The organism is Puniceibacterium sediminis (assembly GCF_900188035.1).
GTDB classification, from domain to species: Bacteria; Pseudomonadota; Alphaproteobacteria; order Rhodobacterales; family Rhodobacteraceae; genus Puniceibacterium; species Puniceibacterium sediminis.
Map to the genome: position 1 here is coordinate 147,053 of NZ_FZNN01000004.1, position 13,114 is coordinate 160,166.

Sequence of the window (13,114 nt, forward strand, 5' to 3'; positions counted from 1 at the left end):
AAGCTGACCTGAATAGCCTTTTCTCCCAAGGTAACGAAATTTACATCACGTTAGCCTTAAAGGTGCAGCTGTTTCGTGTATTAGGATCTGAGCAACAGAAAGTTGATTACATGGACTGGGATAAACTCAGAATATTTCACGCAGTCGCCGACGCCGGCAGCCTGACCCATGCCGGCGACTCACTGCACCTGTCACAGTCCGCTGTTTCGCGTCAGATCAGATCGCTGGAAGAATCACTCAACACTACGTTGTTTCACCGTCATGCACGGGGCCTGATTCTGACCGAACAGGGTGAGCTGTTGTTCGATGCGACGTCTTCGATGCTCAAGCGGATCGATTCTGCCACCGCGCGGATCCGCGACAGCGAAGAAGAGGTGTTTGGCGAGTTGCGGGTGACCACGACCACCGGTTTCGGGTCTTTGTGGCTCGCCCCGCGGCTGCCCAAACTCTATGAGAAGTATCCCGACCTTAACATCGATCTGATGCTGGAAGAACGGGTTCTTGACCTGCCCATGCGAGAGGCCGATGTGGCAATCCGGATGAAGGAGCCGTCTCAGGCCGATCTGATCCGCAAACGGCTGATGCAGATCCGGATGCGGCTCTATGCTTCGCCCGAATATCTGGCGGAACATGGGACGCCCGAAACGCTTGAGGATATGGCCAAACACCGCCTGATCTGCCAGAACACGCGGTCCGCGCAGGTGATGGCCGGCCTGAGCCTTGTGCAGGAGCTGATGACCTACGACATCCGCTCGACCCTGACGGTGAACAACTATTTCGGCGTGTTGCAGGCTGTCATCTCGCATCTGGGGATCGGCGTGTTGCCTGACTATATCATCGAGGATTTCCCAAGCGCCGTGCGCGTGCTGCCCGATCTGGAATCCGGCGAAGTTCCGGTGTTTCTGGCCTACCCCGAAGAGCTGCGGCAGTCCAAACGGATCGCGGCGTTCCGCGACTTTGTGCAGGAAGAGATCTTTGCCCACCGCAAGCATCTCAAATCCATGGGGCAGGTTTGACACTGTGGTATGCACCACACGCATAACCGTAATGCTGCGCCTGCGACACGAATAGACTTGATCGTTCACAAGGCGGCTATTAATTCATCCTTATGTAGTTTGAAGCGCCCACCAGCGCATCATCTGCATACCTCCCTGTTGGACTTCGGCCGAGCTATTTAGCTCGGCCTTTTTTTTTGCCCATCGGCATGGCAGGCACGGGACGTTTTTCCGCAGGGAATCGTTAACCACCTGCCCCGAAAATCTGCCGCGACTTCCGAGGTGTGCGTCGGCAAATCGGTCCAGACCGCCCAGCCACAAAGCCACCCGCTACACCCGGTTTTTTGCGAGAAATTCATCCAGAGGCGGCCCGCAACTGCGCCGCTCCCTTTCCAAGCCTCTTCGGGTGTTTTAAAGAACCCGCAACCGCCAAGGGGGACTTCATGCAAGAACCGGCCATCACCGACGATCTGATCGCATCCCACGGGATCAACCCGGATGAGTATCAGCGCATTCTCGACATCATCGGGCGCACGCCGACCTTTACCGAGCTTGGTATCTTTTCGGCCATGTGGAACGAACATTGTTCCTACAAGTCCTCCAAGAAATGGCTGCGCACCCTGCCCACCACTGGCCCGCAGGTAATTTGCGGCCCCGGCGAAAATGCTGGTGTGGTCGATATCGGTGACGGTCAGGCCGTGGTCTTTAAGATGGAGTCGCACAACCACCCGTCCTACATCGAACCCTATCAGGGTGCGGCGACCGGCGTGGGCGGCATTCTGCGCGATGTTTTTACCATGGGCGCGCGGCCCGTGGCGGCGATGAATTCGCTGTCCTTTGGCGAACCGGCGCACCACAAGACCCGCCGCCTGGTGCATGGCGTGGTCGAAGGTGTCGGCGGTTACGGCAATGCCTTCGGCGTGCCCACCGTGGGTGGTGAAGTGCGTTTCCATTCGGCCTATAACGGCAACTGTCTGGTGAACGCATTCGCCGCCGGTCTGGCCGATACGGACAAGATTTTCTATTCCGCCGCCAGTGGCGTTGGCCGTCCGGTTGTTTATCTGGGTGCGAAGACGGGCCGTGACGGTGTGGGCGGGGCCACCATGGCGTCTGCCGAATTCGACGAGAGCATCGAAGAAAAACGCCCCACCGTTCAGGTTGGTGACCCCTTTACCGAAAAGTGCCTGATGGAGGCGACGCTGGAGCTGATGCAGACCGGCGCCGTGATTTCTATTCAGGACATGGGCGCGGCCGGCCTGACCTGTTCCGCCGTTGAAATGGGCGACAAGGGCGATCTGGGCGTGCGGCTTGACCTTGAAAAGGTGCCTTGCCGCGAAACTGCGATGACCGCGTATGAAATGATGCTGTCGGAATCGCAGGAACGCATGCTGATGGTTCTGGACCCCGCCAAAGAGGCCGAGGCCAAGGCGGTCTTTGACAAATGGGATCTGGATTTTGCCATCGTCGGCGAAACCATTGCCGAGGATCGTTTCCTTGTCATGCTGAATGGTGAGGTCATGGCCGACCTGCCGCTCAAGGCGCTGTCGGGCAATGCCCCGGAATATGACCGCCCGTGGGAGGAAACGCCCCCCGCCGAGCCGCTGGCGGACGTGCCGCAGATTGACGCCCTCGACGGGCTCAAGGCGCTGCTGGTCAGCCCGAACTACTGTGCCCGCGCCTGGGTTTATGAGCAATACGACAGTCAGGTCATGGCCGATACGGTCCGCATTCCGGGCTTTGGCGCGGGTGTGATCCGTGTGCATGGCACCGGCAAAAAGCTGGCGTTCACATCCGATGTGACGCCGCGCTACGTCAAGGCCAACCCAGAAGAGGGTGGCAAACAGGCCGTGGCCGAGGCGTTCCGCAACCTTTGCGCCGTTGGGGCCAAACCGCTGGCGACCACCGACAACCTAAACTTTGGCAACCCGGAAAAGCCCGCGATCATGGGTCAGTTCGTCTGCGCCCTGCGCGGCATCGGCGCGGCCTGCATCGCGCTGGATATGCCGATCGTGTCGGGCAATGTCTCGCTTTATAATGAAACCGACGGCGTTGGCATCCTGCCGACCCCGACGATTGGCGCTGTTGGCCTGATTGCCGACGGAGAAGAGCCGATCCTGGGCTATGCCCGCGATGGTCATGTCGCCATTCTGATCGGGGATACGGCAGGCCACTTGGGTCAGTCCGCCCTGCTGGCCGAGGTGTTTAACCGCGAAGACGGCGATGCGCCGCATGTCGATCTGGCCGCTGAGCGCCGCAACGGTGAATTCATCCGCGATAACCGCGATCTGATCCAGTCCTGCACGGACCTGTCGGACGGCGGGCTGGCGCTGGCCGCATTCGAGATGGCCGAGGCATCGGGCGTCGGCGTCATGCTGGAAATGGACGACACCCCGACGCTGTTCGGCGAAGATCAGGCGCGCTATCTGGTGGCCTGCACCTTTGACGAGGCCGAAGCGCTGATGAGCAAGGCCACGGCAGCGGGCGTGCCGATCATCGCGGTCGGCAAGTTTCACGGCGACACGGTGCGGATGGGCGGATCCGAGATGCCACTGGATGCACTCTCGGCGCTCTACCGTGGCAGCTTTGGCGCGATCTTCGGCTGAACACGCCCCCCCGGCCGGAACAGCGACACAAAACAAAACGCCCCCGGTACACTGTGCCGGGGGCGTTTTTGCATGCGTCTGGGTGATTGCCAAAGCTGAGTGCAGCCAGCACAGGCATAGTGCCCGGCCTGATCATCAACTTCGCAAGGGGTTGTAATAATGGTGCACCCGACTGGATTCGAACCAGTGGCCTCTGCCTTCGGAGGGCAGCGCTCTATCCAGCTGAGCTACGGGTGCCTAAGCGGCGTCATAGGGCAAACAGACGCCGCTCGCAATCGCAAAACTGACCGAATTGACTTAAGAAAACAGCTCGTGTGCCAGTTCAAGCGCATCGATCAGAACGTCGACCTCTTCAACCGTGTTATATAGGCCAAACGAGGCCCGGCAGGTTGCGTTGAGGCCAAGGTGATCCATCAGTGGACCGGTGCAATGCTGCCCTGCCCGCACGGCGACGCCCTTCTTGTCGAGGATGGTCGAGATGTCATGCGCATGGGCCGCGCCGTCCAGCGTGAAGGAAAAGATCGCGGCCTTGTCGGCGGTCGTGCCCTGCACCTGCAACCAGTTCAGCCCGTCCAGCCGGGTGCGCGCATAGTCGCGCAGGGTGCGTTCATGGGCGGCGATGTTGTCCATCCCCAGACCCATCATGTAATCCAGCGCAACGCCCAGACCGATGGTCTGCACAATGCCGGGTGTTCCGGCCTCGAACATCATTGGTGGATCGTTCCAGCTGACCTCGTCCTTGTGGACTTCGCGGATCATGTCGCCGCCGCCGATGAAGGGGCGCATTTCGGCCATGCGTTCCTTGCGGATATAGATCGCGCCGGACCCGGAGGGGCCGTAAAGCTTGTGACCGGTGATGGCATAGAAGTCGCAGCCGATGTCCTTGACGTTCACCGGCATGTGCACGGCGGCCTGAGAGCCATCCACCAGCACCGGCACGCCTTTGGCACGGGCGCCGTCGCAGATTGCCTTGACGTCGACCACGGTGCCCAGAACGTTGGACAGATGCGTGACCGCGACCAGTTTGGTCTTGGGGCCGATGGCGTCGATCACCGCCTGCGGGTCAAGGTATCCGGTGCTGTCCACGTCGACCCATTTCAGCACGACGCCCTGCCGTTCGCGCAGGAAATGCCAGGGCACGATATTGGCGTGGTGTTCCATCACCGACAGGACGATTTCATCGCCCGGCTGCATCCTTGGCATGGCCCAGCCGTAGGCGACTGTGTTGATGCCCATGGTCGTGCCGTTGTTCAGCACGATTTCATCTTCGTCCGGGACGCCCAGGAACCGCGCAATGACGCCACGGGTGGATTCGTATTTTTCGGTCGCGAGGTTTGACAGGAAATGCAGGCCCCGGTGGACGTTGGCATATTCCTCGGCATAGCCTTTGGTGATGGCGTCGATCACAACCTGCGGTTTCTGCGCCGAGGCCCCGTTGTCGAGATAGACCAGCGGCTTGCCGTTGACGCTGCGGCTCAGGATCGGAAAATCCCGGCGGATTTCTGTGACGTCATACATATCCGTTCAGTCCCATTGTCGTGGCCCCAATCAGGGACATAAAAAGAGCAAGGCCAAGCGCCGTGCCCGTCACCGCAAGGATCAGCACCAGCAGCGCGCGCAGCAGGTTGCCAAAGCCATGCGCCTCGTCGATGAAATGCACCAGCATCCAGACCCCCGCAACCGAGGCGGCGAGCACAAGAATTGCCGAAAACGCCATGCTGAGCGGCAAGAGTACCAGCATGGCAATCTGTACCAGCACGCGCAGCGCCTGCATCCAGATCAACAGGACGGCAATATCTTCGATCCGCCCCGCGCCGCCCAGCATCCTGCCAACCCAGGTCAGCGCCACAATCGTGATCGCCAGCGCGCCGCCAAGCAGAATCATGAAGAACAGCGGGCTGCTGAGCAGAGATTGCGACGCGCCCGAAGTGGGTGTCGCAAGAACCGTGAGCCCGAAAAGCAAGGCGTTCAGCACCACAACCAGTGCAAATGCCAGCAAGAGAGCCTCTTGGCCCAAGCGCAGGGAAATCAACTGCCGCGCCACGTCGCGCGGTGCCACGACACTGTTCCAGCTAAGCTGCAAGAACGCGGTCAGGTTCATGCCCCCACCGCCCCCTGCGGACGTTCGGCGGCCAAAAGGCTGCTGGCCCAGAACCACAGGAAGACCGCGCACCAGAGCAGCCCGACAAGGTTCAGACCCGCGCCGGGGCCGATGAAGCCTGCCACAAGGCCGTTCAGCAGCATCAGCGGGGTTGCCGCAAGAAGGCTCCAGAACAGGGCCAGACGCGCGCCGTACCAGTCGCCCTGCCCGCCAAAGACCTTGGCGATCAGATGGCTGAGCGCCGCGAGACCATATAACAGCAACGGCGCGATGAAGATCCAGCCGAACAAGGCGCCTGCCAGCAGGGAATTCAGTTCGACCTGTTCGAGATAGGCCTGACGCGACAGCGCGGGCCATTGCGACACAAAGACCAGCGCACAAGCCGCCATGAGGATCGCAAGCGCGCGATCCTCACGTTTGCCAAGCGACAGAAGCCGCCGCATGACAGCGCCCGGCCCCCTGTAGGTGGCCGCGATATCGCGTGTGACGGGCACGCTGTCAGCCGCGCCGACGAAGGAGCCAGCCTTCGATGCGGTCGTTGATTTCGTCCGCCAGATCCTGATCTTCGATCTCCATCACCGCTTCGGCAAGAAAGGCGATGGTCAAAAGGTCGGTTGCCGTGCCTTCGGGGATGCCGCGCGCGCGCATGTAGAACAGACCCTCTTCGTCGATCGCGCCCGAAGTCGAACCATGCGAACAGGCGACGTCATCGGCATAGATCTCAAGCTCGGGCTTGGCGAGGAACTGGCTGTCCCCATCCAGCAGAAGGCTTTGCGAGATCTGGTAGCCGTCGGTCTTTTGCGCGTCCTTCTTGACCAGGATCTTGCCCTGGAACACGCCGGTCGCACCGTTGCGCAGCACTTTCTTGAACACCTGACGGCTTTCGCAGTTCACCGCGTCGTGGGTGATGAAGATCGTGTCGTCATGGTGAAAATCGCCGTCCCCGACGCAGGCGCCGGCCACATGGGCAATGGCGTCATTGCCGGTCAGTTCGATGATGCAATCGTTGCGCGTCATCACGCCGTTGACCGTCAGGGTAAAGCTCTTGAACGCCGATTCCGTACCAAGCCGCGCAAAGATATGCGTGGCCGTGCGAATTTCGTGATCGCGACCCTGCGCGCGGACATGGTGGAAACGGGCGGTGTCGGCCACGTCGACTTCCATCACACCGTTGAACCGCGCAGACGCCGGGCCATTTTCCAGAACTGTCAGTTCAGCACCGGCGTCCAGCTTGATCACATGGTGAAGGATCGCGTCAGAAGTATCTGATTTACGGTGATAAATCAGGTTTACCGGCTTGCTGACCTTGCCCGTGACATGGATCAGCAGACCATCCGTCGCAAAGGCCGTGTTCAGCGTGGCGAGCGGGCGGTTCACCGGGGTCTGACCGTCGGTTTCCAGCTTGCCATAGAGATCGCGGGCCCAGTGGATATCGACCGTGCTTGTCGCGAGGCGTTCGATGGTGAGCCCCTCAAGGGTCAGATCATCGGAGGCATCGGCGTCGAACACACCATCGACAAAGACCACCTTAAGCCGGTCAACCGCACCGAAAAGCGGGGTGTCTTCGGCTTCGAACACTGCGGCCTTGGGCGTTTCCGCCTGGGTCAGCGTGTCGGGACGGGTGTATTTCCAATATTCGTCCCGCCGTGTCGGCAGGCCCATGATGCGCAGGCGCGCCAGTGCATCGGCACGCGCCACATCCGCCCAGCCACCCGATGGCAGGTCAAGCGAGGCAATACGCTCTTCCGTCAGATCCTGTTTTGTTTGCGGCAGGGCCATTACGCATCCTCCGCCAGAATGTCTGCATAACCGTTGTTTTCGACCTCAAGCGCCAGCTCGGGGCCGCCGGTCTTGATGATGCGACCATCGTACATGATGTGCACGACGTCCGGTTTGATGTGGTCCAGCAGGCGCTGGTAGTGCGTGATCACAAGGAAACCGCGACCCTCGGACCGCAGGGCGTTCACGCCATCGGCCACCAGCTTCATCGCATCGACGTCCAACCCCGAGTCTGTCTCGTCGAGGATGCACATCTTGGGCTCAAGCATCGCCATCTGCAGGATTTCGTTGCGCTTCTTCTCGCCGCCCGAAAAGCCGACGTTGACCGGGCGCTTCAGCATCTCGGCGTCGATCTTGAGATCCTTGGCCTTGGCGCGGATCACCTTGAGGAACTCGGTCGAGGACATTTCATCCTCGCCGCGCGCCTTGCGCTGAGCATTCACGGCGGTGCGCAGGAAGGTCATGTTGCCCACACCGGGGATTTCGACCGGGTACTGGAACGCCAGGAACAGGCCCGCTGCGGCGCGCTCTTCCGGTTCCATCTCAAGGATATCTTCGCCCAGCAGGGTGGCTTCGCCCTCGGTGACCTCATAGCCGTCACGGCCCGACAGGACATAGGACAGGGTCGACTTGCCCGAGCCGTTCGGACCCATGATCGCATGGACCTTACCGGCCTCGACCGTCAGGTTCACACCCTTGAGGATCTGCTTATCCTCGTCTTCAAGCTTCACGTGCAGGTTTTTGATTTCCAACATGTTTTCGTCCTTTTTCCGTCTCGTGGCGCGCGCGCCCGGGCGCGCCGTCTATTACATGATCCGCAGCGCAACAGCCTGCGGGGTGATTTTGATCCGCGCCTTACGGCGGGTATAAAGTGTTCTGCGGGCCATCAGTCGATCACAACGGCCGTGCCCGAAACCGAAACCATGAGCATGGTGTCGCCCACCACCTCATAGTCGAAGTCCACGCCGACAACCGCATTGGCACCATGGGCCGCGGCGCGCTGTTCCAGCTCGCGCATGGCCGTGTCACGGGCATCCTGCAGTTTCGATTCATAGGCACCGGACCGGCCGCCGACGATGTCGGTGATCGAGGCAAAGAAATCACGCACAAGGTTTGCGCCCATGATCGCCTCGCCCACCACGATGCCCTTGTAGGCGGTGATGCGGTGGCCTTCGATGCTGTTCGTGGTGGTCAGGATCATTTCGGCAATCCCAGATAGGTAAAGAACATCATGGCCGCCGTCGCCAACGCCGCCGCCACCACGGCGGTGAGCAGCACAGAGCCGCCCACCAGCATGCCGGACTGGCCCTTGCCCTTGCGGATGCTCAGGCCGATCAGGCAACCGATAAAGATGCCAACCCCGACACCCGCCGATTTCGCGAACAGGTAGCCAAGCAGGCTCATATCTTGCACCTTTTCAGATGGGCCTGCGCATAGACGCCCAGCAAACCCGTTCCAACCAACGTCAAAAGCAAGAGCGTTACCATGATCAATTCCCTACCCTGCCGGACCGGCGCTTAGCCGACCGACCCTTCGAGTGAGATCGCCACAAGCGCCTGTGCTTCCATCGCGAATTCCATCGGCAGCGCCTGAAGCACTTCCTTGGCAAAGCCGTTCACGATCAGCGCGACGGCCTCTTCTTCGCCCATGCCACGCTGGCGGCAATAGAACATCTGGTCGTCATCCACCTTGGAGGTGGTCGCCTCGTGTTCCACGCGCGAGGAATTGTTGCGCACCTCGATGTAGGGCACCGTATGCGCGCCGCACTTGTCCCCGATCAGCAGGCTGTCGCACTGGGTATAGTTGCGGCTGTCTTTTGCCTTGGGGTGCATCGAAACGAGCCCGCGATAGGTGTTCTGCGCCACGCCCGCGCTGATGCCCTTGGACACGATGCGCGACTTGGTGCGCTTGCCCAGATGGATCATCTTGGTGCCGGTATCGGCCTGCTGATGGTTGTTGGTGATGGCGATCGAATAGAATTCGCCTTGCGAGTCATCACCGCGCAGGATGCAGGACGGGTATTTCCACGTCACGGCAGACCCGGTTTCGACCTGAGTCCACATCACCTTGGCCCGGTCGCCCCGGCAATCGGCACGCTTGGTCACAAAGTTGTAGATGCCGCCCTTGCCGTTCTCATCTCCGGGGTACCAGTTCTGAACGGTGGAGTATTTCACCTCGGCGTCTTCTTCGATGATGATCTCGACCACGGCCGCGTGCAGCTGGCTGATGTCACGCATCGGCGCGGTGCAGCCCTCAAGGTAGCTGACATAGCTGCCCTTGTCGGCAATGATCAGCGTGCGTTCGAACTGACCGGTGTTTTCCGCGTTGATGCGGAAATAGGTCGACAGCTCCATCGGGCAGCGCACGCCCGGCGGGATGTAGACGAACGAGCCATCGGAAAACACGGCCGAATTCAACGTCGCATAAAAGTTGTCCTGCACCGGCACGACCGATCCGAGGTACTTTTTCACCAGTTCGGGATGTTCGCGGATCGCCTCGGAGATCGAACAGAAGATCACGCCGGCCTTCTGCAATTCCTTCTGGAAGGTGGTGCCGACGGAAACGGAATCGAACACCGCATCCACAGCGACCCGGCGCTCGGGTTCCTTGCCCTCAGCGGGCGATGCATCGGCACCTTCGACCCCGGCCAGAACCATCTGTTCCTTCAGCGGGATACCCAGCTTCTTGTAGGTTTCCAGCAGCTTGGGATCGACGTCATCCAGGGATTTGGGCTTTTCCGCCATGCTCTTGGGGCGGGCATAGTAGTACTGGTCCTGAAAATCGATCTCGGGATAGTCGACCATCGCCCAGTCGGGTTCCTTCATCTGCAGCCAGCGTTCATAGGCCGCCAGACGCCATTCGGTCATCCACTCGGGTTCGTCGTTGTTCTTCGAGATCAGCTTGACGATATCGGTGGTCAGGCCCTTGGGGGCATAATCCATCTCGATCTCGGTGTTCCAGCCGTACTTGTACTTGCCGCCGACCTGCTGAACCTTGTCGACCGTATCCTGGTCGACGCCTTCCTTGACGATAACACCGGTGTCCGGTGTCGGATTGTCCAAAGCTGCCATGTCAGACCCTCTTTCGTTTTTAATCACGCGGTTCGCGCGCGAATTTCGTTTTGGTCACGCGATCGGCGCGTGACTCTCATCTGTCTGGCGCAACCGCGCCTGTGTGCGTCACGCAATGCATGCGCGAAATCCCTCGTGTCACGCGGCACGCGCGCGAAACTTTTCATAGTGGCGCAGCCATACATCGGCAAAGCGCATCACGTCTTCTTCGGTCGTCTCCGGGCCAAGGCTTACGCGGATTGCACCGCTTGCCGTGGCGTCGTCGTATCCCATCGCCCGCAACACGCGGCTGGCGCGCACCTTGCCGCTGGAACAGGCGCTTCCGGCGCTGACGGCAAAGCCCGCCAGATCCATCTGCATCACCTGCGTCTCACCCTTCCAGCCCGGCACCGCCAGACAGCAGGTGTTCGGCAGACGCAGCGATTCATTCCCGACAAAAATAGTGTCTCCGGCCGCAGCCTCAATAACCTTTTCTAGAATATTTCTAAGTTCGGCAACCCCGTCCCAGACGCCGGCGTCCAGATCGCGTGCTGCTGCCGCTGCGGCAGCGCCAAATCCGGCGATGCCAATGACGTTTTCGGTGCCCGACCGACGCCCCATTTCCTGCCCGCCGCCACGAATCTGCGCCGACAGGTCGGTGCCACGCTTTACCACAAGCGCGCCGATTCCCTTGGGGCCGCCCAGCTTGTGCGCGGAAATCAGCGCCATCTGACAACCCGCCCAGTTGAAGGCAAAGGGCATCTTGCCAAAGACCTGCGTGGCATCGACCATGGCCAGCCCGTCGGGCAGATCCTGCACCACGCCGGTTTCGGAATTCGCCGCCTGCAACACGCAACGCCCGGGGTCGGCCACTGTCACGACACCGTTCCGGTCCACCGGCAGCACCGGGTCAACCCAGGCCACAACCGCGTCATGTTCGACATCCGCGCCCAGCAATCCACGCCCCGCACAGGCCAGCGCCGCCGCCTCGGTTGCGCCAGAGACAAAGATCACATCCGCGCCGTCCGCGCCAAAGGCCGCCGAGACCTGCGCCCGGGCCGCCTCGACCAGCGACTTGGCCGCGCGCCCTTCGGCATGCACCGACGACGGATTGCCTGCCACATCCATGGCGGCGATCATCGCCTCGCGCGCCTCGGTGCGCAAAGGCGCCGTCGCATTCCAGTCAAGATAGACCCGCTTCACTCAGCCGTTCCCTTCATCTGCCCAAAAATTTCCCAGAGAGCACGAGAGACAGCGTCCCCCGTGTCGCATCAGCGATCACGCCTCATCGACCACAGCAAACAGCGTTGGCACCGCAGGGCACGGCACCAGCGCATTTTCCACCACATCCGACAGCCGCGTCTGGTGCAGGAACACATAGACATGCGCCGACAGGCCCTGCCACAAACGGTTGCTCAGGGACTGCGCCTTGCTGCCCGACAATCCGCCCGAGGCACCGGCCCCCTGATGCATCGCATTCACCGTTTCATCCACTGCGGCCAGGATATCGACCACACGAATCTCTTGTGTCCTGCGCGCCAGCCGGTATCCGCCCCCCGGACCCCGCACAGAGGCCACCAGTTCCGCCCGCCGCAGTTTGACGAACAGCTGTTCGAGATACGGCAATGAGATATCCTGCCGCCGCGATATATCGCTCAACGTCACGAGGTCCCCCTCGGGTTGCAGCGCGATATCCACCAGCGCCGCCATCGCATAACGACCTTTTGTACTCAGCTTCATAAGCCCCCCCTTTTTCCATCCGGATTGCCGGATGACATGGTGCCCCCACCAATGCGACCGATTGACCTTGGACGCAACTGAGCCTATCTGCCTCAGATGCGCATCCCGGTGTAAACCGGATTTAGAACCGTTCTAAGGTGCTTGAGAGAATTCGTCAAGAATTCCCGCACTGTTAAGGAGCTTGCCCGCCCCATGCCCGAGGTCATCTTTCCTGGACCCGAAGGCCGCCTTGAAGGCCGCTATCACCCCCAAAAAGACCGCGACGCCCCGATCGCCATCGTGTTGCACCCGCATCCGCAGTTCGGCGGCACGATGAACAACAAGGTCGTCTACAACCTGCATTACGCCTTTTATAACATGGGCTTTACCGTGCTGCGGTTCAATTTCCGCGGCGTCGGGCGCAGCCAGGGCGAATATGATCAGGGCGTCGGCGAATTGTCCGACGCGGCATCGGCGCTGGATTACCTGCAGTCGATGAACAACAATTCCAAGCATTGCTGGGTCGCGGGCTTCTCGTTCGGGGCCTGGATCGGCATGCAGTTGCTCATGCGTCGGCCTGAAATCACCGGCTTTGTTTCGGTCAGCCCGCCCGCCAATATGTACGACTTTTCCTTCCTTGCGCCCTGCCCCGCCTCCGGCCTGATCATCAACGGGTTGAACGATCGCGTGGCACCGCCTGCCGATACCCGCACTCTGGTCGGCAAGCTCAAGGAACAAAAGGGAATCACCGTCACCCACGAACAGATCGAGGGCGCCGGGCATTTCTTTGAAGAGCCGCACATGGGTACGATGATCGGGACGGTCACAGATTACGTGAAACGTCGACTGACCGAATCGACGCGCTAA

The 13,114-nt window shown here is 60.6% G+C and carries 13 protein-coding genes and 1 tRNA gene; 3 read left to right on the plus strand and 11 right to left on the minus strand.

Features of this window, described 5'->3' with window-relative positions:
- The first annotated feature begins 110 nt into the window (after positions 1-110).
- Together CHB75_RS06365 and purL are read left to right on the plus strand one after the other, a co-directional pair.
- Positions 111-1,016: a LysR family transcriptional regulator gene (locus tag CHB75_RS06365; RefSeq protein WP_089269701.1), complete on the plus strand. Its 906-nt coding sequence runs from the start codon at positions 111-113 to the stop codon at positions 1,014-1,016.
- A 422-nt stretch (positions 1,017-1,438) separates the two neighbouring features.
- Entirely contained in the window at positions 1,439-3,598 is a 2,160-nt protein-coding gene (gene purL / locus CHB75_RS06370) for a phosphoribosylformylglycinamidine synthase subunit PurL (RefSeq protein WP_089269702.1), read from the plus strand.
- A 160-nt stretch (positions 3,599-3,758) separates the two neighbouring features.
- Here the strand turns inward: purL and CHB75_RS06375 are convergent.
- The 11 genes from CHB75_RS06375 to iscR form a co-directional block, all read right to left on the minus strand.
- A tRNA-Arg gene (locus CHB75_RS06375) sits at positions 3,759-3,835 on the minus strand.
- A 60-nt stretch (positions 3,836-3,895) separates the two neighbouring features.
- Positions 3,896-5,116: a cysteine desulfurase gene (locus CHB75_RS06380; protein WP_089269703.1), complete on the minus strand. Its 1,221-nt coding sequence runs from the start codon at positions 5,114-5,116 to the stop codon at positions 3,896-3,898.
- Positions 5,109-5,699: a YIP1 family protein gene (locus tag CHB75_RS06385; protein ID WP_089269704.1), complete on the minus strand. Its 591-nt coding sequence runs from the start codon at positions 5,697-5,699 to the stop codon at positions 5,109-5,111. Before CHB75_RS06385 ends, CHB75_RS06380 begins: the two co-directional genes overlap by 8 nt.
- Positions 5,696-6,193, minus strand: a complete 498-nt coding sequence (locus tag CHB75_RS06390; protein ID WP_089269705.1) for a YIP1 family protein — start codon at positions 6,191-6,193, stop codon at positions 5,696-5,698. The genes CHB75_RS06385 and CHB75_RS06390 overlap by 4 nt, the downstream gene beginning before the upstream one ends.
- Before the next feature lie 4 nt (positions 6,194-6,197).
- On the minus strand, positions 6,198-7,478 hold the full coding sequence (locus CHB75_RS06395; RefSeq protein ID WP_089269706.1) for a SufB/SufD family protein: 1,281 nt from the start codon (positions 7,476-7,478) through the stop codon (positions 6,198-6,200).
- Positions 7,478-8,233, minus strand: a complete 756-nt coding sequence (sufC, locus tag CHB75_RS06400; protein ID WP_089269707.1) for a Fe-S cluster assembly ATPase SufC — start codon at positions 8,231-8,233, stop codon at positions 7,478-7,480. The genes CHB75_RS06395 and sufC overlap by 1 nt, the downstream gene beginning before the upstream one ends.
- A gap of 131 nt (positions 8,234-8,364) precedes the next feature.
- On the minus strand, positions 8,365-8,679 hold the full coding sequence (locus CHB75_RS06405; RefSeq protein WP_089269708.1) for a heavy metal-binding domain-containing protein: 315 nt from the start codon (positions 8,677-8,679) through the stop codon (positions 8,365-8,367).
- A complete protein-coding gene (locus CHB75_RS06410) occupies positions 8,676-8,882 on the minus strand; it encodes a hypothetical protein (RefSeq protein WP_089269709.1) in 207 nt (68 codons plus the stop codon). Before CHB75_RS06410 ends, CHB75_RS06405 begins: the two co-directional genes overlap by 4 nt.
- 113 nt (positions 8,883-8,995) lie before the next feature.
- Positions 8,996-10,549 (minus strand): Fe-S cluster assembly protein SufB, encoded by a 1,554-nt coding sequence (gene sufB, locus CHB75_RS06415; protein WP_089269710.1) that lies wholly within the window; start codon positions 10,547-10,549, stop codon positions 8,996-8,998.
- Positions 10,550-10,687: 138 nt separating this feature from the next.
- A complete protein-coding gene (locus tag CHB75_RS06420; protein WP_089269711.1) occupies positions 10,688-11,731 on the minus strand; it encodes a cysteine desulfurase family protein in 1,044 nt (347 codons plus the stop codon).
- Between the two features lie 75 nt (positions 11,732-11,806).
- Complete coding sequence (gene iscR, locus CHB75_RS06425) at positions 11,807-12,268, minus strand: Fe-S cluster assembly transcriptional regulator IscR (RefSeq protein WP_089269712.1); 462 nt, start codon at positions 12,266-12,268, stop codon at positions 11,807-11,809.
- A 192-nt stretch (positions 12,269-12,460) separates the two neighbouring features.
- On the opposite strand from iscR, the gene CHB75_RS06430 reads away from it, so the two are divergent.
- Positions 12,461-13,114: an alpha/beta hydrolase gene (locus tag CHB75_RS06430; RefSeq protein WP_089269713.1), complete on the plus strand. Its 654-nt coding sequence runs from the start codon at positions 12,461-12,463 to the stop codon at positions 13,112-13,114.